The sequence below is a fragment of the Pseudomonas lijiangensis genome (assembly GCF_018968705.1).
GTDB classification, from domain to species: Bacteria; Pseudomonadota; Gammaproteobacteria; order Pseudomonadales; family Pseudomonadaceae; genus Aquipseudomonas; species Aquipseudomonas lijiangensis.
Map to the genome: position 1 here is coordinate 1,400,410 of NZ_CP076668.1, position 21,792 is coordinate 1,422,201.

General features: G+C 59.1%; 20 protein-coding genes. 19 read left to right on the plus strand and 1 reads right to left on the minus strand.

Features of this window, described 5'->3' with window-relative positions; all coding sequences use genetic code 11:
• Positions 1-10 precede the first annotated feature (10 nt).
• From KQP88_RS06120 to ispD, 14 genes are all read left to right on the plus strand, one after another.
• On the plus strand, positions 11-514 hold the full coding sequence (locus tag KQP88_RS06120; RefSeq protein ID WP_025258953.1) for an OmpH family outer membrane protein: 504 nt from the start codon (positions 11-13) through the stop codon (positions 512-514).
• A gap of 3 nt (positions 515-517) precedes the next feature.
• Complete coding sequence (gene lpxD, locus KQP88_RS06125; protein WP_198724932.1) at positions 518-1,573, plus strand: UDP-3-O-(3-hydroxymyristoyl)glucosamine N-acyltransferase; 1,056 nt, start codon at positions 518-520, stop codon at positions 1,571-1,573.
• Between the two features lie 110 nt (positions 1,574-1,683).
• The gene (gene fabZ / locus KQP88_RS06130; protein WP_025258955.1) at positions 1,684-2,124 is read left to right on the plus strand and encodes a 3-hydroxyacyl-ACP dehydratase FabZ; all 441 of its coding nucleotides are present in this window, start codon (positions 1,684-1,686) and stop codon (positions 2,122-2,124) included.
• A complete protein-coding gene (gene lpxA / locus KQP88_RS06135; RefSeq protein WP_200993475.1) occupies positions 2,121-2,897 on the plus strand; it encodes an acyl-ACP--UDP-N-acetylglucosamine O-acyltransferase in 777 nt (258 codons plus the stop codon). Before fabZ ends, lpxA begins: the two co-directional genes overlap by 4 nt.
• 2 nt (positions 2,898-2,899) lie before the next feature.
• The gene (gene lpxB / locus KQP88_RS06140; RefSeq protein WP_216705111.1) at positions 2,900-4,039 is read left to right on the plus strand and encodes a lipid-A-disaccharide synthase; all 1,140 of its coding nucleotides are present in this window, start codon (positions 2,900-2,902) and stop codon (positions 4,037-4,039) included.
• Between the two features lie 11 nt (positions 4,040-4,050).
• The gene (gene rnhB / locus KQP88_RS06145; protein ID WP_216705112.1) at positions 4,051-4,701 is read left to right on the plus strand and encodes a ribonuclease HII; all 651 of its coding nucleotides are present in this window, start codon (positions 4,051-4,053) and stop codon (positions 4,699-4,701) included.
• 66 nt (positions 4,702-4,767) lie between these two features.
• Positions 4,768-8,289: a DNA polymerase III subunit alpha gene (gene dnaE / locus KQP88_RS06150; protein WP_216705113.1), complete on the plus strand. Its 3,522-nt coding sequence runs from the start codon at positions 4,768-4,770 to the stop codon at positions 8,287-8,289.
• 115 nt (positions 8,290-8,404) lie between these two features.
• Entirely contained in the window at positions 8,405-9,352 is a 948-nt protein-coding gene (locus KQP88_RS06155; RefSeq protein ID WP_200993479.1) for an acetyl-CoA carboxylase carboxyltransferase subunit alpha, read from the plus strand.
• A 324-nt stretch (positions 9,353-9,676) separates the two neighbouring features.
• Complete coding sequence (tilS, locus tag KQP88_RS06160; protein WP_216705114.1) at positions 9,677-11,008, plus strand: tRNA lysidine(34) synthetase TilS; 1,332 nt, start codon at positions 9,677-9,679, stop codon at positions 11,006-11,008.
• A gap of 263 nt (positions 11,009-11,271) precedes the next feature.
• Entirely contained in the window at positions 11,272-12,903 is a 1,632-nt protein-coding gene (locus KQP88_RS06165) for a CTP synthase (protein WP_216705115.1), read from the plus strand.
• 15 nt (positions 12,904-12,918) lie between these two features.
• The gene (gene kdsA, locus KQP88_RS06170) at positions 12,919-13,764 is read left to right on the plus strand and encodes a 3-deoxy-8-phosphooctulonate synthase (protein ID WP_025258962.1); all 846 of its coding nucleotides are present in this window, start codon (positions 12,919-12,921) and stop codon (positions 13,762-13,764) included.
• Between the two features lie 142 nt (positions 13,765-13,906).
• A complete protein-coding gene (eno, locus tag KQP88_RS06175) occupies positions 13,907-15,196 on the plus strand; it encodes a phosphopyruvate hydratase (RefSeq protein WP_216705116.1) in 1,290 nt (429 codons plus the stop codon).
• Positions 15,197-15,381: 185 nt separating this feature from the next.
• Positions 15,382-15,660, plus strand: a complete 279-nt coding sequence (gene ftsB, locus KQP88_RS06180; RefSeq protein ID WP_025258964.1) for a cell division protein FtsB — start codon at positions 15,382-15,384, stop codon at positions 15,658-15,660.
• Positions 15,657-16,364, plus strand: coding sequence for a 2-C-methyl-D-erythritol 4-phosphate cytidylyltransferase (ispD, locus tag KQP88_RS06185; protein ID WP_025258965.1), 708 nt, complete (start codon positions 15,657-15,659; stop codon positions 16,362-16,364). The genes ftsB and ispD overlap by 4 nt, the downstream gene beginning before the upstream one ends.
• Here ispD and KQP88_RS06190 read toward each other — a convergent pair.
• On the minus strand, positions 16,361-17,257 hold the full coding sequence (locus KQP88_RS06190; RefSeq protein WP_198724949.1) for a LysR substrate-binding domain-containing protein: 897 nt from the start codon (positions 17,255-17,257) through the stop codon (positions 16,361-16,363). The genes ispD and KQP88_RS06190 overlap by 4 nt on opposite strands.
• A 105-nt stretch (positions 17,258-17,362) precedes the next feature.
• Between KQP88_RS06190 and KQP88_RS06195 the strand changes: the two genes are divergently transcribed.
• From KQP88_RS06195 to surE, 5 genes are all read left to right on the plus strand, one after another.
• Positions 17,363-18,475 (plus strand): S-(hydroxymethyl)glutathione dehydrogenase/class III alcohol dehydrogenase, encoded by a 1,113-nt coding sequence (locus KQP88_RS06195; protein ID WP_117164619.1) that lies wholly within the window; start codon positions 17,363-17,365, stop codon positions 18,473-18,475.
• A gap of 98 nt (positions 18,476-18,573) precedes the next feature.
• The gene (gene fghA / locus KQP88_RS06200) at positions 18,574-19,419 is read left to right on the plus strand and encodes an S-formylglutathione hydrolase (RefSeq protein WP_122321353.1); all 846 of its coding nucleotides are present in this window, start codon (positions 18,574-18,576) and stop codon (positions 19,417-19,419) included.
• Between the two features lie 73 nt (positions 19,420-19,492).
• On the plus strand, positions 19,493-19,966 hold the full coding sequence (gene ispF / locus KQP88_RS06205; RefSeq protein WP_025258969.1) for a 2-C-methyl-D-erythritol 2,4-cyclodiphosphate synthase: 474 nt from the start codon (positions 19,493-19,495) through the stop codon (positions 19,964-19,966).
• A complete protein-coding gene (truD, locus tag KQP88_RS06210) occupies positions 19,963-21,021 on the plus strand; it encodes a tRNA pseudouridine(13) synthase TruD (RefSeq protein ID WP_216705117.1) in 1,059 nt (352 codons plus the stop codon). The genes ispF and truD overlap by 4 nt, the downstream gene beginning before the upstream one ends.
• Entirely contained in the window at positions 21,009-21,758 is a 750-nt protein-coding gene (gene surE, locus KQP88_RS06215; protein ID WP_025258971.1) for a 5'/3'-nucleotidase SurE, read from the plus strand. The genes truD and surE overlap by 13 nt, the downstream gene beginning before the upstream one ends.
• The last annotated feature ends 34 nt before the right edge of the window (positions 21,759-21,792 follow it).

Consider the following 21,792-nt stretch of genomic DNA (forward strand, 5'->3'; position numbering starts at 1 on the left):
GGAGTGTATTGTGCGTAAGTTGACTCAATTGGTAATGCTGGCAACCGTTCTCGTCGCAGGTCCTGCGTTTGCGGACATGAAAATCGCTGTCCTGAACTATCAGATGGCCCTGCTGGAATCCGATGCTGCCAAGAAATATGCCGTGGATGCCGAGAAGAAATTCGGTCCGCAACTGACCAAGCTCAAGACTCTGGAAAGCAGCGCCAAGGGCATCCAGGATCGTCTGGTAAGTGGTGGCGACAAGATGGCTCAGCCTGAGCGTGAGCGTCTGGAGCTTGAATTCAAGCAAAAGGCTCGTGACTTTCAGTTCCAGTCCAAGGAGCTGAACGAAGCCAAGGCCGTTGCTGACCGTGAAATGCTCAAGCAACTCAAGCCGAAGCTGGATCAGGCTGTGGAAGAAGTCATCAAGAAAGGTGGTTTCGACCTGGTGTTCGAGCGCGGTGCAGTGATTGATGTCAAACCTCAGTATGACGTCACTCGCCAAGTCATCGAGCGTATGAACCAGCTGAAGTAATCCATGAGCACAATCATCAAACTCGGCCAATTGGCCGAGTACCTTGGCGCCACGCTACGTGGCGACCAGGACAAGAACATTACGGGGCTGGCCACTTTACAAGAGGCCGGCCCTGATCAGCTCAGCTTCCTGGCAAATCCACAGTACCGAAAGTTTCTCGTGGATGCCCGGGCTGCTGCGGTGCTGTTGAAGCCGGCAGACGCTGAAGGCTACGCGGGCGATGCACTGCTGGTGCCGGACCCGTATCTGGCCTATGCACGCATCTCCCACCTGTTCGACCCCAAGCCCAAGGCTGCTGCCGGTGTACACGCCACGGCCCTCATCGCTGAGGACGCCCAGGTAGACCCTGCTGCCAGTATCGGTGCCTATGCGGTGATCGAAAGCGGTGCGCGGATCGGCGCGAACGTGACTGTCGGCGCTCATTGCTTCATCGGTGCTCGTTGCGAGATCGGCGAGGGGGGCTGGCTTGCTCCTCGCGTGACGCTTTATCACGATGTTCGCATTGGCAAGCGTGTGGTCATTCAGTCGGGCGCAGTGCTGGGCGGTGAAGGCTTCGGCTTTGCCAACGAGAAAGGCGTCTGGCAGAAGATTGCCCAGATTGGCGGTGTCAGCATCGGTGATGACGTGGAAATCGGCGTCAATACGGCGATTGATCGTGGCGCACTGGCCGATACCCGGATCGGCAACGGCGTGAAGCTCGACAACCAGATCCAGATTGCCCACAACGTCCAGATCGGTGATCACACCGCAATGGCCGCTTGTGTCGGTATTTCGGGAAGTACGAAAATCGGCAAGCACTGCATGCTGGCTGGCGGTGTAGGTCTTGTGGGGCATATCGATATCTGTGATGGCGTATTCATCACCGGTATGACCATGGTTACTCACTCGATTACCGAGCCTGGCTCCTATTCTTCCGGTACGGCGATGCAGCCAGCCGGCGAGTGGCGCAAGAGTGCCGCGCGCATTCGCAAGCTCGACGACATGGCGCGTCGGCTGCAGAAGCTGGAAAAGATCGTCGAGACAGTGACCTGTAACGGTAATGTTTCATCTGATGGCTGATACCTTTTTCATATCAAGTGTGTACAGGCGATAAACTGCCATCCTTGATGCAGAGGAGTGCTGCGTAGTAGCGACGCACTCCCAATCTTTACTACAGGCTTCCCCTCGAAATGATGGACATTAAAGAAATTCGCGAATACCTGCCTCATCGTTACCCGTTTCTGTTGGTAGATCGCGTGACAGAGCTGGATATCGAGAACAAAAGCATTCGCGCCTACAAGAATGTCAGCGTCAACGAGCCCTTTTTCAACGGCCACTTCCCTGATCATCCCATCATGCCTGGGGTCCTGATCATCGAGGCGATGGCTCAGGCTGCCGGTATTCTTGCCTTCAAACTGCTCGACTCCAAACCTGCCGACGGCACGATTTACTACTTCGTGGGTTCGGACAAGTTGCGCTTCCGCCAGCCGGTGCTTCCGGGCGACAAGCTGGTTCTGGAAGCGAAGTTTCTGAGCAGCAAGCGCCAGATCTGGAAATTCGAATGCCAGGCCACTGTCGACGGTAAGCCTGTATGCTCCGCAGAAATCATCTGTGCGGAACGCAAGCTATGAGTTTGATTGACCCTCGCGCAATCATCGATCCGACGGCTGTACTGGCCGACAATGTTGAGGTCGGCCCCTGGTCGATCATCGGAGCCGGTGTGGAAATTGGCGAGGGTACGGTCGTTGGTCCGCATGTCATCCTCAAGGGGCCGACGCGGATCGGCAAATACAACCGCATCTACCAGTTCTCTTCGGTAGGTGAGGACACTCCCGATCTCAAGTACAAGGGCGAAGACACTCGCCTGGTGATTGGCGATCACAACGTGATTCGCGAAGGGGTGACGATTCACCGCGGGACCATTCAGGACCGCGCTGAAACCACTCTGGGTGACCATAACCTGATCATGGCCTACGCCCATATCGGGCATGACAGCGTCATCGGCAATCACTGTATTCTGGTCAACAACACGGCGCTGGCCGGCCACGTGCATGTGGACGACTGGGCGATCCTGTCCGGATTCACCCTGGTCCATCAGTTCTGCCATATCGGTGCTCACAGCTTTTCAGGCATGGGTACTGCGATCGGCAAGGATGTGCCTGCCTTTGTCACTGTGTTCGGCAACCCGGCCGAAGCCCGCAGCATGAACTTCGAGGGCATGCGCCGTCGTGGTTTCTCCGAAGAAGCCATTCATGCACTGCGCAAGGCCTACAAGACTGTCTATCGTCAGGGTCTGACCGTGGATCAGGCGATTGCCGAACTGGCTGAGCCTGCTTCGCTGTTTCCCGAAGTCGCGATCTTCCTCCAGTCAATCCAGACGTCGACCCGCGGTATCACCCGCTGACCATGGCCGGCTCATTGCGCATCGCTCTGGTCGCTGGAGAGGCATCCGGCGATATTCTCGGTTCGGGACTGATGCGTGCCATCAAGGCACGCCATCCCGATGTAGAGTTCATGGGCGTCGGTGGCCCGTTGATGGAAGCTGAAGGCATGGTTTCCAGCTTCCCCATGGAGCGCCTGTCGGTCATGGGGCTGGTGGAAGTGCTGGGCCGCCTGCGAGAGTTGCTGGCGCGACGCAAGTTGCTGGTCCAGACGCTCATCGACGAAAAGCCCGATGTGTTCATCGGTATCGATGCACCTGACTTCACCCTCAATATCGAACTTCAACTGCGGCGTGCCGGGATCAAGACCGTGCATTACGTCAGCCCTTCGGTCTGGGCCTGGCGTCAGAAGCGTGTCCTGAAGATTCGCGAAGGCTGCGATCTGATGTTGACCCTGCTGCCGTTCGAAGCCCGTTTCTACGAAGAGAAGGGCGTGCCTGTACGTTTTGTCGGGCATCCGCTGGCCGATACCATTCCTCTTGAGTCCGACCGCTCTGCGGCGCGCGCCGAGCTTGGCCTGGGTGACGGGCCTGTGGTTGCGCTGATGCCCGGCAGCCGCGGTGGTGAGGTCGGTCGTCTGGGGAGCCTGTTTTTCGATACGGCCGAACGTCTTCTGGCACAGCGTCCCGATCTGCGCTTTGTCCTGCCTTGCGCCAGTCCTCAGCGTCGGGCTCAGGTTGAACAGCTGCTGCAAGGTCGTGATCTGCCGGTCACGCTGCTTGATGGCCGCTCCCATGTTGCGCTGGCCGCCTGCGATACGGTGTTGATCGCTTCCGGTACGGCCACCCTGGAAGCCCTGCTGTACAAGCGGCCCATGGTGGTTGCCTACCGTCTGGCTCCGCTGACTTTCTGGATCCTCAAGCGGCTGGTCAAGAGCCCCTACGTTTCCCTGCCGAACCTGCTGGCCCAGCGCCTGCTGGTGCCTGAACTGCTGCAGGATGACGCAACCCCCGAGGCGCTGGCCCGGACCTTGCTGCCGCTGCTCGATGACGGGCAGGCGCAGACGGCAGGTTTCGACGAGATTCATCGCACCCTGCGCCGTGACGCCTCCAATCAGGCTGCCGATGCGGTACTGAGCCTGCTTGGCCATTCGCCTTCACTGTGAGTTCCCGAGCAATGCAAATAGGTTTGGATTTCAATCTGGTCGAGGATCTGGTCGCGGGCGTCGATGAAGTGGGCCGTGGTCCGCTCTGTGGTGACGTGGTGACCGCAGCGGTGATTCTGGATCCTGCGAGGCCGATACTGGGCCTCAATGACTCCAAGAAACTCACCGAAGCCCGTCGCGAGAAACTGTACGACGAGATCTGCGAGAAGGCCCTGTGCTGGTTCGTTGCCCGCGCCGAAGTCCATGAAATCGACGAACTGAACATTCTGCATGCCACCATGCTGGCCATGAAGCGTGCCGTGGAAGGCCTGAGCATCACGCCAAAACTGGCATTGATCGATGGCAATCGTTGCCCGCAACTGTCGGTGCCCTGCGCTCCGGTGGTGCAGGGTGATGCCAAGGTACCAGCCATTGCCGCGGCATCGATTCTCGCCAAGGTCACCCGTGACCGGGAAATGGCCGCTTTCGAGCTGATGTATCCCGGTTACGGCATGGGCGGGCACAAGGGCTATCCGACCGCCGTGCATCTGGAAGCCCTGTCACGCCTTGGGCCGACGCCTATTCACCGACGTTCCTTCGGCCCGGTACGTGCGGCCTGGGAAGCGCGTGAGTCCATCACGATTGCTTCGTCCTTCAGCTCGAATGGGTTGTTGCAGGACTGACGTATCCGCCAAGGCTCGCTACAATCCTGACCTTCGTTTTTTGTGTTTTCGCGCTATAGGATCACCATGCCGGCTTCTTTCGTTCATCTACGCCTGCACACCGAATACTCACTGGTCGATGGTCTGGTCCGGGTCAAACCACTGATCAAGGCCCTCACCGGCATGAACATGCCTGCTGTGGCGGTGACCGATCAGAACAACATGTGTTCGCTGGTCAAGTTCTACAAGGCGGCCCAGGGCGCAGGCATCAAGCCGATCTGCGGTGCAGACCTGTGGCTGGCAGGCAAGGACGAAGACGCCCCGCTCAGCCGTATCAGCCTGCTGGTGATGAATCCCCAGGGCTATCGCAATCTGACCGAGCTGATTTCCCGAGGCTTTATCGAAGGCCAGCGCAACGGCTTGATCATCGTCGAGCGCGAGTGGATCGCCGAAGCCAATGAAGGACTGATTGCCCTGTCTGCGGCCAAGGAGGGCGAAATCGGCATGGCCCTGCTCGGCGGCAATCCGGGTGAAGCCGATGAACTGTTGCGCGAGTGGATGGCGATTTTCCCTGATCGTTTCTACATCGAATTGCAGCGCACCAACCGGACCAACGATGAAGAGCATCTGCATGCTGCCGTTGCCCTGGCCGATCGTCATGGCGCACCGCTGGTTGCGACCAACGATGTGCGTTTCATCAAGCAGACCGACTTCGAAGCGCACGAAACCCGCGTATGCATCGGTGAGGGGCGGGCGCTGGACGACCCGCGCCGCTCCCACAACTACAGCGATCAGCAGTACCTGAAAAGCCCCGAGGAAATGGCCGAGCTGTTCAGCGATCTGCCCGAGGCGCTGGAAAACACCGTCGAAATTGCCAAGCGCTGCAACATCGACGTCAAGCTGGGCACGCACTTCCTGCCCAACTTCCCGATCCCCGATGGCATGACCATCGATGAATATTTCCGCAAGGTATCGTTCGAGGGGCTGGAGGAACGTCTTGCGGTTCTGCTGCCCAAGGATACGACCGAGGATTACGAGGCCAAGCGTCAGGTCTATGTCGACCGGCTGAATTTCGAGCTGGATATCATTATCCAGATGGGGTTCCCCGGTTACTTCCTGATCGTTATGGACTTTATCCAGTGGGCCAAGAACAACGGCGTGCCGGTCGGCCCGGGTCGTGGGTCGGGTGCGGGGTCCCTGGTGGCCTATGTGCAGAAGATCACGGACCTGGACCCGCTGGAATACGATCTGCTGTTCGAACGCTTCCTCAACCCGGAACGGGTATCGATGCCCGACTTCGACGTCGACTTCTGCATGGATGGTCGCGACCGGGTGATCGATTATGTGGCCGAGAAGTATGGCCGCAATGCGGTAAGCCAGATCATCACGTTCGGTTCCATGGCCGCGAAGGCTGTGGTGCGTGACGTGGCGCGGGTGCAGGGCAAGTCCTACGGGCTGGCCGATCGACTGTCGAAAATGATTCCGTTCGAAGTCGGCATGACCCTGGAAAAAGCCTACGAGCAGGAAGAGATCCTGCGCGATTTCCTCAAGGTCGACGAGGAAGCGGCTGAAATCTGGGAAATGGCCCTCAAGCTTGAAGGGGTTGTGCGTAACGTCGGCAAGCACGCCGGGGGCGTGGTTATTGCGCCGACCAAGCTGACCGACTTCTCGCCGATCTATTGCGACGAGGCGGGCGACGGTCTGGTTACCCAGTTCGACAAGGACGATGTCGAGGCAGCAGGTCTGGTGAAGTTCGACTTCCTGGGTCTGCGGACCCTGACCATCATCGACTGGGCGCTCAAGACCATCAACCGTGACCGCGCCAAGGTCAACGAAGAGCCTCTGGACATCGCTTTCATCCCGCTCGACGACATGCCGACCTACCAGTTGTTGCAGCGGGCAGAAACCACCGCGGTATTCCAGCTTGAATCCCGCGGCATGAAAGAGCTGATCAAGAAGCTCAAGCCCGACTGCCTGGAAGACCTGATCGCACTGGTGGCCCTGTTCCGTCCGGGGCCTCTGCAGTCCGGGATGGTGGACGACTTCATCAACCGTAAGCACGGTCGTGCAGAGCTGTCCTATCCCCACGTCGATTACCAGTACGAAGGCCTCAAGCCGGTACTGGCACCGACCTACGGCATCATCCTGTATCAGGAACAGGTGATGCAGATCGCTCAGGTCATGGCGGGTTATACCCTCGGCGGCGCCGACATGCTGCGCCGTGCGATGGGTAAGAAAAAGCCCGAGGAAATGGCCAAGCAGCGCGGCGGTTTCATCGAAGGCTGCAAGACCAACAATATCGACCCGGACCTGGCGGGTAACATTTTCGACCTGGTGGAGAAATTCGCCGGTTACGGCTTCAACAAGTCCCACTCCGCCGCCTACGGTCTGGTGTCCTACCAGACCGCATGGCTCAAGACCCATTACCCGGCGCCGTTCATGGCGGCCGTGTTGTCTGCGGATATGCACAACACCGACAAGGTCGTGACCTTGATCGAAGAAGTGCGGACCATGAAGCTGCGCCTCGATGCGCCGGACGTGAACATTTCCGAGTTCAAGTTCACGGTCAGCGACGATGGCCGGATTCTTTACGGGCTGGGCGCGATCAAGGGTGTGGGTGAGGGGCCGGTGGAGGCCATTACCGAAGCCCGTGCAGCCGGTCCGTTCAAGGACCTGTTCGATTTCTGTGCCCGCGTCGATCTCAAGCGGGTCAACAAGCGGACCCTGGACGGCCTGATTCGCAGTGGCGCCCTCGATCGTCTCGGTCCTTACTTCGAGCAAGAGCCAAAAGCCTATCAGGCCAATATCGACCGTAACCGTTCGGTGTTGCTGGCGGCGCTCGAAGAGGCGATCCAGGCCGCCGAGCAGACGGCCCGCAGTCGTGACAGCGGTCACTCGGATCTGTTTGGTGGTCTGTTCGTCGAAGAAGATGCCGACGTCTATGCCAACCATCGCAAGACCCGCGAGCTGAGCCTCAAGGATCGGCTGCGCGGCGAGAAGGAAACCCTCGGGTTGTACCTGACCGGGCACCCTATCGATGAGTACGAAGGCGAGATCCGACGTTTCGCCCGCCAGCGAATCATCGACCTCAAGCCCGCACGCGATACCCAGACCATCGCCGGGCTGATCATTGCCCTGCGGGTCATGAAGAACAAGAAGGGCGACAAGATGGGGTTCATTACCCTGGACGACCGCTCGGCACGCATTGAAGCTTCCCTGTTCGCTGAAGCCTTCCATTCGGCGCAATCGCTTTTGCAGACCGATGCTATGGTGGTAGTCGAAGGCGAAATCAGTAATGACGATTTTTCCGGTGGCCTGCGCCTGCGCGCCAAGCGGGTCATGAGTATCGAGGATGCACGTACCAACCTGGCAGAAAGCCTGCGCCTGACCGTGCATTGCGATGCGCTCAAGGGCGACCGGCTGCGCTGGCTGGGCGATCTGTGCAAGCGTCACCGGGGTGCGTGCCCTATCACGCTGGATTACACGGGGCCTGATGCCAAGGCATTATTGCAGTTTGGCGAGGAGTGGCGAATTGATCCGGCAGACAGCTTGATTCAAGCTCTGCGTGACCAGTTCGGACGTGAGAACGTCTTTCTCCAGTATCGCTGAACGACTAGGCTCAGCCTGAACTTTTAATCTCGACCGGAACGCGCTCTTTCCATGGGAAAGGGCGCTGACGGATCAACCGGCCGGCCTCTTGGCCGTCGACCCAAGACGGATGCCTATGAACCCGAATTTTCTTGATTTCGAACAGCCTATCGCTGACTTGCAAGCCAAGATCGAAGAACTGCGTTTGGTCGGTAATGACAACTCGCTGAACATCAGCGATGAAATTGCCCGGCTGCAAGACAAGAGCAATACGCTCACCGAAAGCATCTTCGGCAATCTGACCAGTTGGCAGATCGCGCGCATGGCGCGTCACCCACGTCGCCCTTACACCCTGGACTACATCGAACACATCTTCACCGAGTTCGATGAGTTGCACGGCGACCGCCATTTCTCCGATGACGCGGCCATTGTGGGCGGTATCGCTCGCCTGGAAGACCAGCCTGTCATGGTGATCGGTCACCAGAAAGGCCGTGAAGTCCGTGAAAAGGTTCGCCGCAACTTCGGTATGCCGCGTCCTGAAGGCTATCGCAAGGCCTGCCGTCTGATGGAAATGGCCGAGCGTTTCAAGATGCCGATCCTGACCTTCATCGATACGCCGGGCGCCTATCCGGGCATCGACGCCGAAGAGCGCAACCAGAGCGAAGCCATTGCCTGGAACCTGCGTGTCATGGCTCGCCTGAAGACGCCGATCATCGCTACCGTTATCGGTGAAGGCGGTTCCGGTGGTGCGCTGGCCATTGGCGTCTGCGACCAGTTGAACATGCTGCAGTATTCGACCTATGCGGTTATTTCCCCGGAAGGCTGTGCGTCGATCCTGTGGAAAACGGCCGAGAAGGCTCCGGATGCTGCCGAAGCCATGGGTATCACTGCCGAGCGCCTGAAGGGCCTGGGTATCGTTGATAAAGTGATCAGTGAGCCTCTGGGCGGCGCACACCGTGACCCGGCTGCTGCATCTGCCACCATTCGTGCAGAACTGAGCAGCCAGTTGGCAATGCTCAAGAAGCTGGATAACGATACCCTGCTGGCTCGTCGTTATGAGCGTCTGATGAGCTACGGCCTCTGATATAGCTTTGTTTCTTCGCGAATGAATTCGCTCCTGTTTCCCGTAGGAGCGAATTCATTCGCGAAAAGCGTTGTATCGGTTGATGCCCGGTGTCCTGGCTTTCGCGGATGAATCCGCTCCAGAGTAATGCCGACCAGTTGAGAGGCTGATTTCAAAAACAGGTGGCAGAGTCACCGTCCGTGGGAGGGGCCTTGGCCGCGACAGCCAGTTCAGGCGCTGAAAATGTGTTGGCTGTAAGCAGGTCGTCGCGGCCAAGGCCCCTCCCACAAGTGACAGGTATGCCTTAACTGATCGACATTACTCCTACAGGGCTGCGATCTTTCTGTGTATGAGCATAGCGGTCACGATCTTTCCGCCAGACTGCTTCAGGTCCTGGCTCCCTGGCGTAACGCGCCTGTCTGGCATGTCGGTTTCTCCGGCGGCCTGGATTCCACTGTATTGCTGCACCTCCTGGCTGAGCTTGCTAAGCGCGAGAGCCTGCCGCCTCTGAATGCCATCCATGTTCACCACGGCCTGCAGGCCGCTGCCGATGCCTGGCCGGAGCATTGTCGACAGGTCTGTCTGAAACTCGGCGTTTCCTTCCAGAGTGTGGCGGTTCAGGTGAAGCCTGGCGCAAGCATCGAGCAGGCGGCCCGTGAAGCGCGTTATGCGGCCTTCGTTGAGCGGTTGGGGGAAGGGGATATGTTGCTGACGGCGCAGCACCGTGACGATCAGGCTGAAACCTTGCTGTTTCGTCTGTTGCGAGGTGCCGGTGTTCGGGGGCTTGCTTCCATGCCGCTGCAGCGGGCCATAGGCAAGGGGCACATGCTGCGGCCGCTGTTATCGGTTTCCCGTAGGGAGCTGGAAGACTACGCCCGGCAGCATGGCTTGAGCTGGGTCGAAGATCCCAGCAATCAGGATCAACAACTCTCCCGCAATTTTCTGCGCAGCCAGGTCATGCCTTTGCTGGCATCGCGCTGGCCGCAGGTGTCCGCCAGCATGGCACGTACTGCCGAGCACATGGGCGAGGCCGAGCAATTGCTGGGTGAGCTGGCAGAGCAGGATCTGGCCAATGCCCGACCCACTACCGCCTTTGCCTGGCTGGGTATGCCGGTACTGGCTCTGGAACCGCTGGCCTGTCTGTCCGCCGCCCGACAGCGCAATGCGTTGCGCCACTGGCTGGCACCGCTGACGCGGCTGCCGGATACCGATCACTGGGCGGGCTGGGAAACCTTGTGCAATGCGGCGGAAGGCGCACGGCCCTTGTGGCGGCTGGCCGATGGTGAGCTGCATCGGGCCGATGGGCATGTCTGGTGGCTGTCGGGTAGCTGGTTGCAGTCTTCCGAGGGGCTGTCGCCCTGGCCTGATGCATCCAGTCCGTTGAGTCTGCCGGGTAATGGTCAGGTGTTGATCGAGGGTGACGGGCCTGCCGGTCCCTTGCAGATCCGCTACCGTCAGGGCGGCGAAGTCATGCAGGTAGAAGGGCGTGGTCATCGCGATCTCAAGCGTCTGCTCAATGAGCGTGGCGTGCCGCTGTTCGTGCGCGGCAGATTGCCGCTGCTCTATCGTGACGATGAACTGTTGGCCATCGCCAACCTGCCGGGGCTGGACGGCGCATCCCGTGGAAACTGGCGCTTGCACTGGATTGCACCGACGAGCGACCAAAGTTTGAGCTGAAAGGCCCTTTCAGGTAGACTACGCTCCCTTCTTGATACAGCTTCTGTTGGCTCTTTTGAACCAACGCAAGTTGCCGGTTACCAACCAGTGTTTACTGGGCGATTCTTAAAATGTGGCGCCAATGGACAAGCTTCTGGCATGTCGGTTCAAACGCAGCAGTTTCGGGAGTGCACCGTGAATTTTGTCGGTAATCGGGGGCTTCGGCCTTCCTTCGCTTTCCCCGGCGGCTCTGACCGCTTTAACGCAGACTTCTAGGGTTTTTCATGACGCGCTACATCTTCGTCACGGGCGGTGTTGTTTCTTCATTGGGGAAAGGCATTGCCTCGGCTTCATTGGCGGCCATCCTGGAGGCGAGGGGACTTAAGGTCACCATGCTCAAGCTGGACCCCTACATCAACGTGGATCCGGGGACCATGAGTCCTTTCCAGCACGGTGAAGTGTTCGTCACCCATGACGGCGCAGAAACCGACCTGGACCTTGGCCACTATGAGCGGTTCATCCGCACTACCATGACCCAGAACAACAACTTCACCACTGGCCGTGTGTACGAACACGTCCTGCGCAAGGAGCGCCGTGGTGATTATCTGGGCGCGACCATTCAGGTCATCCCGCACATCACCGACGAGATCAAGCGCCGTATCATCAAGGGCGCCGGTGATGCCGACGTTGCTCTGGTCGAGATCGGCGGCACCGTGGGTGACATCGAGTCGCAACCGTTCCTGGAAGCCATCCGCCAGCTGCGCGTCGAAATCGGTGCCAAGCGCGCCATGCTGATGCACCTGACGCTGGTTCCGTACATCGCCACCGCTGGCGAAACCAAGACCAAGCCTACCCAGCACTCGGTCAAGGAGCTGCGCTCCATCGGCCTGCAGCCTGACGTGCTGATCTGCCGCTCCGACCATCACGTCGATGTGTCCTCGCGCCGCAAGATCGCGCTGTTCACCAACGTTGAAGAACGTGCGGTCATTTCCCTGGAAGACGCCGACACCATCTACAAGATCCCGGGCATGCTGCACGCTCAGGGTCTGGACGATTTCGTCGTCGAGCGTTTCGGCCTGCAATGCGGTGGTGCCGACCTGTCCGAATGGGACAAGGTGGTCGATGCCAAGCTCAACCCCGAGCACGAAGTCACCATCGCGATGGTCGGCAAGTACATGGAACTGCTCGACGCCTACAAGTCGTTGATCGAAGCCATGAGCCACGCCGGTATCACCAACCGCACCAAGGTCAACCTGCGTTACATCGACTCCGAAGACATCGAGAACCAGGGCACCAGCCTGCTCGAAGGTGTGGATGCGATCCTGGTTCCTGGCGGTTTCGGCCTGCGTGGTGTCGAAGGCAAGATCACAGCCGTGCAATTCGCTCGCGAGAACAAGGTGCCTTACCTGGGTATCTGCCTGGGCATGCAAGTGGCCGTTATCGAGTTCGCCCGTAACGTGCTGGGCTGGAAGGATGCCAACTCCACCGAGTTCGACCGTACCAGCGCGCACGCTGTCGTCGGTCTGATCACCGAGTGGGAAGACGCTACCGGTGCCGTTGAAACCCGTACCGAAACGTCCGATCTGGGCGGCACCATGCGCCTGGGCGCGCAGGAATGCCAGCTCGAAGCCGGCTCCCTGGTTCACGATTGCTATGCCAGCGACGTCATTGTCGAGCGCCATCGCCATCGTTATGAAGTGAACAACAAGCTGCTGCCGCAACTGATCGAAGCCGGTCTGAAGATTTCCGGTCGTTCCGGTGACGGCGCGCTGGTCGAAGTGGTCGAAGCTCCGGATCATCCATGGTTCGTCGCTTGCCAGTTCCACCCCGAGTTCACTTCGACGCCTCGCGACGGCCATCCGCTGTTCAGCGGCTTCGTCAAGGCTGCACTGGCTCAACATCAGAAGAACGCCTGACAGGGATATCAGAACATGGCTCAGAAAATCATCCGTGTAGGTTCCATCGAGATTGCCAACGACAAGCCAATGGTCCTGTTTGGCGGCATGAACGTGCTGGAGTCCCGGGACATGGCCATGCAGGTCTGTGAAGAATATGTACGGGTTACCGAAAAGCTCGGTATCCCTTACGTGTTCAAGGCCAGCTTCGACAAGGCCAACCGCTCTTCGGTCACGTCCTACCGTGGGCCGGGTCTGGAAGCGGGCATGCGGATCTTCGAAGAGATCAAGAAGACCTTCAATGTTCCGCTGATCACCGACGTGCATGAGCCTGAGCAGGCTGCAGTGGTTGCCGAAGTCTGCGACATCATCCAGTTGCCGGCCTTCCTGTCACGCCAGACCGATCTGGTTGTGGCGATGGCCAGGACCGGTGCCGTGATCAATATCAAGAAAGCCCAGTTCCTCGCGCCTCAGGAAATGAAACACATCCTGACCAAGTGCGAAGAGGCCGGTAACGATCAATTGATCCTGTGCGAGCGTGGTTCCAGCTTCGGTTACAACAACCTGGTCGTGGACATGCTCGGCTTCGGCATCATGAAGCAGTTCGACTATCCGGTGTTCTTCGACGTGACCCATTCCCTGCAGATGCCGGGTGGTCGCGCCGATTCGGCCGGTGGCCGTCGCGCCCAGGTTCTGGAACTGGCCAAGGCCGGCATCAGTCAGAATCTGGCCGGCCTGTTCCTTGAAGCGCATCCCGATCCTGACAATGCCAAATGCGACGGCCCTTGTGCCTTGCGTCTGGACAAGCTGGAGCCGTTCCTGGCTCAGCTCAAGGCTCTGGATGAACTGGTCAAAAGTTTTCCTGCAGTCGAGACCGCTTGAGTCCGGTTCTCCGGTAAAGTGCCGTTCCCCCGTCCTTGTGTCGGGGGTTGTCTCATTCAGGCCTGCCTCGTTTCTTGCCTGACAGCGATAATCGTTTTTTCCCAGCTGCGTCGTTTTCGTCAATCTTGGAGTGTTTACAACAATGGCAAAAATCGTCGACATCAAAGGTCGTGAAGTTCTCGACTCCCGTGGCAATCCCACCGTGGAAGCAGATGTGCTCCTCGATAACGGCATCATCGGCACCGCATGCGCGCCGTCGGGTGCTTCAACCGGCTCGCGTGAAGCGCTCGAGCTGCGTGATGGCGACAAGAGCCGTTACCTGGGCAAAGGTGTTCTCAAGGCTGTAGCCAACATCAATGGTCCGATCCGCGACCTGCTGCTGGGCAAGGACCCGGTTGACCAGAAGGCGCTGGATCAGGCGATGATCAAGCTGGACGGTACCGAGAACAAGGCAAGCCTGGGCGCCAACGCCATCCTCGCCGTTTCCCTGGCTGCCGCCAAGGCCGCTGCGCAGGATCAGGATCTGCCGCTCTACGCTCACATCGCCAACCTCAACGGCACGCCGGGCGTCTACTCGATGCCGGTTCCGATGATGAACATCATCAACGGTGGCGAGCACGCCGATAACAACATCGATATCCAGGAGTTCATGGTTCAGCCGGTTGGCGCCAAGACCTTCTCCGATGCGCTGCGCATGGGCACCGAGATTTTCCATCACCTCAAGGCTGTTCTGAAGGCTCGTGGCCTGAACACCGCAGTGGGTGACGAAGGTGGTTTCGCACCTAACCTGGCTTCCAACGAAGACGCCCTGGGCGCCATCTCCGAAGCTGTGGCCAATGCCGGTTACAAACTGGGCACCGACGTGACCCTGGCTCTGGACTGCGCTGCGAGCGAGTTCTACGACGGCGGCAAGTACAACCTGTCGGGCGAAGGTCACTCCTTCGACGCCGCCGGTTTTGCCGACTACCTGGCTGGCCTGGCCAACCGTTACCCGATCATCTCCATCGAAGACGGTCTGGACGAGTCCGACTGGGCAGGCTGGAAAGTCCTGACCGACAAGATCGGCGACAAGGTTCAACTGGTCGGTGACGACCTGTTCGTGACCAACACCAAGATCCTGAAAGAAGGCATCGACAAGAAGATCGCCAACTCGATCCTGATCAAGTTCAACCAGATCGGTACCCTGACCGAAACCCTGGAAGCCATCCAGATGGCCAAGGCTGCCGGTTATACGGCCGTGATCTCGCACCGTTCCGGTGAAACCGAAGATTCGACCATTGCCGATCTGGCAGTCGGTACTTCGGCGGGTCAGATCAAGACCGGTTCGCTGTGCCGCTCCGACCGCGTTTCCAAGTACAACCAATTGCTGCGTATCGAAGAGCAACTGGGTAGCAAAGCCGTGTACCGTGGTCGCGCAGAGTTTCGCGGCTGAGTCGTAGATGGTAAAAGACAGGTGCTGCAGAAAAAGCCGGTCATGCCGACATATTTGCAGCCCTGATGCGGACGCTCCGCTGTAATCAGGAGTGATTGAGCCTGGCTTATGTCAGGCTCAATGCCCTCAGTCGATTGTTCATATTGCTGGCTCTGCAGTCTTTTTTACTGGGTACCTGATATTTCATGCGCAGTCCTAACTGGTTGTTCCTCATCCTGATCCTGCTGCTAGGTGGTCTTCAGTATCGCCTGTGGGTAGGTAACGGAAGTCTGGCGCAAGTGGCCAGCCTGACCGAGCAAATTGCAGAACAGCATGCCGAAAACGAAGTTCTGCTCGAACGAAACCGCGTTCTGGATGCTGAAGTCATGGAACTGAAAAAGGGCCTTGAAACCGTTGAAGAACGTGCCCGTCATGAGCTGGGCATGGTCAAGGACGGCGAAACTCTCTATCAGTTGGCGCAATGAAAAACTCTCTTCCTGCCTTCTGGGCAGTGATTCCTGCCGCGGGCGTTGGTGCTCGCATGGCAGCAGACCGTCCCAAGCAGTACCTGCAACTGGGCGGCCTCACTATTCTTGAACACAGCCTGCTTTGCTTTCTCGATCACCCGCGCCTCAAGGGCATGGTGATCAGTCTGGCTGTGGATGATCCTTACTGGCCAACCCTGCCGTGTGCCCTGGATTCGCGTATCCAGCGTGTGGATGGCGGCAAGGAACGTTCGGACTCGGTACTCAATGCCTTGCTGCACCTGCATGCCCAGGGCGCCAGCGATGACGACTGGGTGCTGGTTCACGATGCGGCACGTCCCAATCTTGCCCGAAGCGATCTGGACAACCTGCTGGGCGAACTGGCGGACGATCCGGTAGGCGGCCTGCTGGCGGTACCGGCTCGCGATACCCTCAAGCGTGCCGACGAACATGGCCGTGTGGCGCAGACCGTTGATCGCAGCCTGATCTGGCAAGCCTACACGCCGCAGATGTTTCGTCTCGGCGCCTTGCATCGGGCGCTGGCGGACAGCCAGGTGTCGAATGTCAGCATCACCGATGAAGCTTCGGCCATCGAGTGGGCAGGGCAGTCGCCGCGTCTTATCGAAGGGCGTTCCGACAATATCAAGGTGACCCGTCCCGAAGACCTCGAGTGGCTGCGTCAGCGCAGGTCCATGGGCAACTAGGTTCTGTACTCTTCCCGCATCGCCAGACCTTCCTTGAGGTAATCGACCAGCTTGCGCACCTTGGGCGACAAGTGGCGCTGCTGCGGGTAAAGCGCCCAGACGGCGGTGTTGGGAGGTTGATGCGCTTCGAGCAGGGAAATCAGGTTGCCGTTCTTCAAGTGTTCCTGCACGTAGTAATCCGGGAGCTGGCACAGACCAACACCCTGCAATGCGGCGTCCAGCACCGCCTGGCCGCTGTTGCAGCGCCAGTTGCCCTGGACCCGTTGTGAAAACTCCCTGCCGTTCTGCTGAAGCAGCCAGGTGTCACTGCCACCGATCAGGCAGTTATGACGACTCAGCTCGGAAAGACTGTGCGGCCGACCGTAGCGCTCCAGATAGGAAGGCGATGCGCACAGGTACATGCGTCGCGGCGCCAGCCTTGCGGCGACAAGGCGCGAATCCTGTAGCCGACCCAGGCGAATCGCAAGATCCATCCCTTCGTGAACCAGGTCCAGCGTGTCGTTGCTCAGCTCGATATCGACCCGCAGTTGCGGATACAGATCCATGAAGCGCGTGACCAAGGGCGTGATGAAGCGCTCGCCGTAGGCCACGGCGCAGGTCATGCGCAGCAGGCCTTTCGGTTCGCTGGTCAGGTCGCCAACGGCGCGCAGGGCTTCTTCGCGTCCATCCTGCAAGCGCTGGCAATGATGCAGAAATGTCTGACCGGCCTCGGTCAAGGCTACGCGCCGTGTGCTGCGGTACAGCAAACGGGTTTGCAGGCGCTCTTCAAGACGCACGATCTGGCGACTGATATGGGAGGAAGACACACCCAGGCGCTGGGCGGCCGCAGTGAATTGCCCGCATTCGGCCACCGCAACGAACTCGTCCAGACCTTCCCAGCGATTCGCGTACATCGATTATCCCTATATGGCAATAATGTTTTGCTTTTGTCTGGATTATTAACTGAACGGCACTGTACTACACTCCAGACCTTGTTTTTATCTTGCTGGAGAAGATCGATGATCAAGTCGCGTGCTGCTGTTGCCTTTGAAGCCAAGAAGCCATTGGAAATCGTTGAAATCGATGTCGCCATGCCCAAGGCGGGAGAAGTGCTGCTGCGGGTCGTGGCTTCGGGCGTTTGCCACACTGATGCCTACACGCTCTCCGGTGCTGATCCGGAAGGTATCTTCCCGGCGATTCTGGGTCACGAAGGTGGTGCGATTGTCGAAGCCATCGGCGAAGGCGTGACCTCGGTTGCCGTGGGTGATCATGTTATTCCGCTGTACACCCCGGAATGCCGCCAGTGCAAATTCTGTCTGTCGGGCAAAACCAACCTCTGCCAGTCGATCCGTGCGACCCAAGGCAAAGGCCTGATGCCGGATGGCACTGCACGCTTTTCCTATAAGGGTCAGCCGATTTTCCACTACATGGGCACTTCGACCTTTTCCGAATACACCGTCCTGCCGGAAATCTCGGTCGCCAAAATCCAGAAAGAAGCCCCGCTGGAGAAGGTCTGCCTGCTGGGTTGCGGCGTCACCACCGGTATCGGTGCGGTGCTCAACACTGCCAAGGTAAAACCAGGTGACACCGTGGCCATCTTTGGTCTGGGCGGCATTGGTCTGTCGGCTGTGATTGGTGCGGTCAAGGCCAAGGCGGCGCGCATCATTGCCATCGACATCAACCCGGCCAAGTTCGAAATCGCCAAGCAACTGGGTGCAACCGATTGCGTCAACCCGAAAGACTTTGATCGCCCGATCCAGGAAGTGATCGTGGACATGACCGATGGCGGCGTGGACTTCTCCTTCGAGTGCATCGGCAACGTGCAGCTTATGCGTGCTGCCCTGGAGTGCTGCCACAAGGGTTGGGGCGAGTCGGTGATCATCGGTGTGGCCGGTGCAGGCCAGGAAATCGCCACCCGTCCATTCCAGCTGGTGACCGGTCGCGTCTGGCGCGGTTCGGCATTTGGTGGCGTGCGTGGTCGTACCGAATTGCCAAGCTACGTCGACATGTCGCAAACCGGCGAAATCCCGCTGGATACCTTCATCACCCACACCATGGGTCTTGAAGACATCAACAAGGCATTCGACCTGATGCACGAAGGCAAAAGCATTCGTTCTGTCATTCATTTCTGAAGAGCAGCTATAAGCGGCAAGCGATAAGCTGCAAGAGGAGCACGTCTGACTCTCTTGCAGCTTGAGGCTTGAAACTTGAAGCTCGGGAGCCTGCGACCATGACTCTGGAAAATCTGTCCTGCCAGAAAAGCTTCGGCGGCTGGCTCAAGCGTTACAAGCATCATTCAGCGGTGCTGGGTTGTGACATGGTGTTTGCGGTCTACCTGCCGCCACAAGCAGAGCAGGGCGGCAAGTTGCCTGTGCTGTACTGGCTGTCCGGCCTGACCTGCAACGATGAAAACTTCATGCAGAAAGCCGCTGCCCAGAGGGTGGCTGCGGAACTGGGGTTGATCCTGGTTGCACCCGACACCAGCCCCCGTGGCGCGGATGTACCGGATGATCCGGATGGCGCCTGGGACTTCGGGCTCGGGGCCGGGTTTTACCTGAACGCCACGGCGCAACCCTGGGCCAAGCACTACCGGATGCACGACTACGTGGTCGATGAGCTGCCGGCTCTGGTCGAGGAGCATTTCCCGGCTTCTGCGGCGCGTGGGATCAGTGGTCACTCCATGGGTGGTCACGGGGCTCTGGTCTGTGCCTTGCGCAACCCGGGGCGCTACCAGTCGGTTTCGGCGTTTTCGCCGATCACCAACCCCATGGATTGCCCTTGGGGACAGAAGGCGTTCTCCCGTTATCTGGGCGAAGATCGTTCACGCTGGCGCGAGTGGGATGCCACGGTACTGATTGCCGAAGCCAGTGAAAAACTGCCGATCCTGGTGGATCAGGGCGACCGCGATGACTTCCTGGTCAATCAGCTCAAGCCCGAAGCACTGGTCCAGGCGGCGAAGGCGGCTCAGCACCCGCTGACCCTGCGGATGCAGCCCGGCTATGATCACAGCTACTTTTTCATTGCCAGTTTCATCGAGGACCACCTGCGTCATCATGCACAGGCTCTGAACGGATGACTGTCAGGGACAGGCCCTAACTTGCGCCAAAGCAGGTAGAATCACGCCCTGACTTTTTTCAGGGCGTTTTTCTATGCGTATTGGCCATGGCTATGATGTGCACCGTTTCGCTGAGGGCGATTTCATTACCTTGGGCGGCGTGCGGATTGCACACGGTTTCGGCCTCCTGGCTCATTCCGACGGCGACGTTCTGCTGCATGCGCTGAGCGACGCCTTGCTGGGAGCCGCTGCGCTGGGCGATATCGGCAAGCACTTTCCGGACACTGATCCGCAATTCAAAGGCGCGGACAGCCGTGTACTGCTTCGCCATGTGCTCAAGCAGGTACAGGGCAAAGGCTGGAAAGTCGGCAACGTCGACGCCACCATCGTGGCCCAGGCACCCAAGATGGCTCCGCATATCGATGCGATGCGCGCTTTGATAGCCGCAGACCTCCAGGTTGAGTTGGATCAAGTGAACGTAAAAGCCACGACTACTGAAAAACTCGGCTTCGTCGGCCGTGAAGAAGGCATCGCGGTGCATGCCGTCGCGCTGTTGCTGCGCGCATGACCGAACTGGAACTTCTGGGCCAGCGGGCCTATGGCGAGGCGCTGGGCAGTGCCGTTCTCAAGGCGACGGCTGAAGATTTTCAGGTCGATGAAGTGCTCGATATTCCCTTGTCCGGGGATGGTGAGCATCTCTGGCTGTGGGTCGAGAAGCGCGGCCTCAACACCGAGGACGCAGCCCGTCGTCTGGCCCGTGCCGCAGGCGTGCCGTTGCGCACCGTCAGCTATGCAGGCCTGAAGGACCGTCAGGCGCTCACCCGTCAGTGGTTCAGCCTGCAATTGCCGGGCAAGGCCGACCCCGATCTTTCGGCGGCCCAGGACGAAACCCTGCAGATCCTCAAGAGCAGCCGCCACAAGCGCAAGTTGCAGCGCGGTGCTCATGCGGCCAATGGCTTCACCTTGCGCCTGACACAATTGAATGCCGATCATGACGCGCTGAACCAGCGTCTGGAATCCATTGCCCGCAAGGGTATCCCCAATTATTTCGGTGCCCAGCGTTTTGGCTACCAGGGTGGCAATCTGGGCGAGGCCCGGCATTACGCCGAGCGCAAGGCCTTGCCGGAGCAGCGCAATGTGCGTTCCCGGTTGCTGTCCACGGCCCGCAGCTACCTGTTCAACCGCGTGCTGGATGCCCGGGTAGCCGATGGCACCTGGGAACGTGCCCAGCCCGGCGACCTGCTGGCGTTTACCGACAGCCGCAGCTTTTTCCCGGCCGGTGTTGCCGAGTGCAGCGATCCCCGGCTCGACATTCTGGACCTGCATCCCACTGGTCCGCAGTGGGGTGAAGGGCCTTCCCCGGCGAGCGGCGCAACCGCCGAACTGGAAAACCGCATTGCCGCTGAGCAGGCGGCTCTGTGCGAATGGCTGATAAAGGCTGGAATGGAGCACGAACGTCGCATACTGCGGCTGCCCATTGGCCGTTTGACGTGGCATTATCCCGAGCCTGACATTTTGCAACTGGAATTCGTCCTTCCGCCCGGATGCTTTGCCACTGTATTGGTGCGCGAACTCGTCGATCTGGTGCCGGTTGGGCAGACGGATAGCCCATGCGTATTCTGATTTCAAACGATGATGGGGTAACTGCACCCGGTCTCGCGGCGCTGTACGCGGCGCTGGCGGATTATGCCGACTGTGTGGTTATCGCTCCCGATCAAGACAAAAGCGGCGCCAGCAGCTCGTTGACCCTCGACCGGCCGTTGCACCCGCATACGCTGCCCAATGGTTTCATCGGCCTCAATGGCACGCCGACCGACTGCGTGCATCTGGGGCTCAATGGCCTTCTGGAGCACGAGCCGGACATGGTGGTCTCGGGCATCAACCTGGGCGCCAACCTCGGGGACGATGTCCTGTATTCCGGTACGGTTGCCGCAGCCCTCGAAGGACGCTTTCTGGAGCGTCCTTCGTTTGCCTTTTCGTTTCTGTCGCGCCAGCCGGACAACCTGGCGACTGCGGCGCATTATGCGCGCCTGCTGGTCGAGGCCCATGAACAGCTGGACCTCCCGCCGCGTACGGTACTGAATGTCAATATTCCGAATCTGCCCCTCGACCACATCCGGGGGATTCAACTGACCCGCCTTGGCCATCGTGCCCGCGCTGCCGCTCCGGTGAAAGTCGTCGACCCTCGTGGCCGTGCCGGCTACTGGATCGCTGCGGCCGGCGATGCTGAAGACGGCGGGGCAGGCACCGATTTTCATGCGGTCATGCAGGGTTATGTCTCGATTACCCCGCTGCAACTGGATCGAACCTATCAGAACGGCTTCAGCAGCCTGAACACCTGGCTGGAGGGACTGATCTGATGTCACGCGAGCAAGATGATCTGTTACGTCGCGG

Bases quoted from the DNA above. Each gene is read 5' to 3' on its own strand.
- ispD (WP_025258965.1), top strand. From the start codon at position 15,657: ATGAAAAACTCTCTTCCTGCCTTCTGGGCAGTGATTCCTGCCGCGGGC.
- dnaE (WP_216705113.1), top strand. From the start codon at position 4,768: ATGCCGGCTTCTTTCGTTCATCTACGCCTGCACACCGAATACTCACTG.
- KQP88_RS06165 (WP_216705115.1), top strand. From the start codon at position 11,272: ATGACGCGCTACATCTTCGTCACGGGCGGTGTTGTTTCTTCATTGGGG.
- lpxB (WP_216705111.1), top strand. From the start codon at position 2,900: ATGGCCGGCTCATTGCGCATCGCTCTGGTCGCTGGAGAGGCATCCGGC.
- kdsA (WP_025258962.1), top strand. From the start codon at position 12,919: ATGGCTCAGAAAATCATCCGTGTAGGTTCCATCGAGATTGCCAACGAC.
- truD (WP_216705117.1), top strand. From the start codon at position 19,963: ATGACCGAACTGGAACTTCTGGGCCAGCGGGCCTATGGCGAGGCGCTG.
- fghA (WP_122321353.1), top strand. From the start codon at position 18,574: ATGACTCTGGAAAATCTGTCCTGCCAGAAAAGCTTCGGCGGCTGGCTC.
- KQP88_RS06190 (WP_198724949.1), bottom strand. From the start codon at position 17,257: ATGTACGCGAATCGCTGGGAAGGTCTGGACGAGTTCGTTGCGGTGGCC.
- fabZ (WP_025258955.1), top strand. From the start codon at position 1,684: ATGATGGACATTAAAGAAATTCGCGAATACCTGCCTCATCGTTACCCG.
- lpxD (WP_198724932.1), top strand. From the start codon at position 518: ATGAGCACAATCATCAAACTCGGCCAATTGGCCGAGTACCTTGGCGCC.
- KQP88_RS06155 (WP_200993479.1), top strand. From the start codon at position 8,405: ATGAACCCGAATTTTCTTGATTTCGAACAGCCTATCGCTGACTTGCAA.
- lpxA (WP_200993475.1), top strand. From the start codon at position 2,121: ATGAGTTTGATTGACCCTCGCGCAATCATCGATCCGACGGCTGTACTG.
- ftsB (WP_025258964.1), top strand. From the start codon at position 15,382: ATGCGCAGTCCTAACTGGTTGTTCCTCATCCTGATCCTGCTGCTAGGT.
- surE (WP_025258971.1), top strand. From the start codon at position 21,009: ATGCGTATTCTGATTTCAAACGATGATGGGGTAACTGCACCCGGTCTC.
- KQP88_RS06195 (WP_117164619.1), top strand. From the start codon at position 17,363: ATGATCAAGTCGCGTGCTGCTGTTGCCTTTGAAGCCAAGAAGCCATTG.
- rnhB (WP_216705112.1), top strand. From the start codon at position 4,051: ATGCAAATAGGTTTGGATTTCAATCTGGTCGAGGATCTGGTCGCGGGC.
- ispF (WP_025258969.1), top strand. From the start codon at position 19,493: ATGCGTATTGGCCATGGCTATGATGTGCACCGTTTCGCTGAGGGCGAT.
- eno (WP_216705116.1), top strand. From the start codon at position 13,907: ATGGCAAAAATCGTCGACATCAAAGGTCGTGAAGTTCTCGACTCCCGT.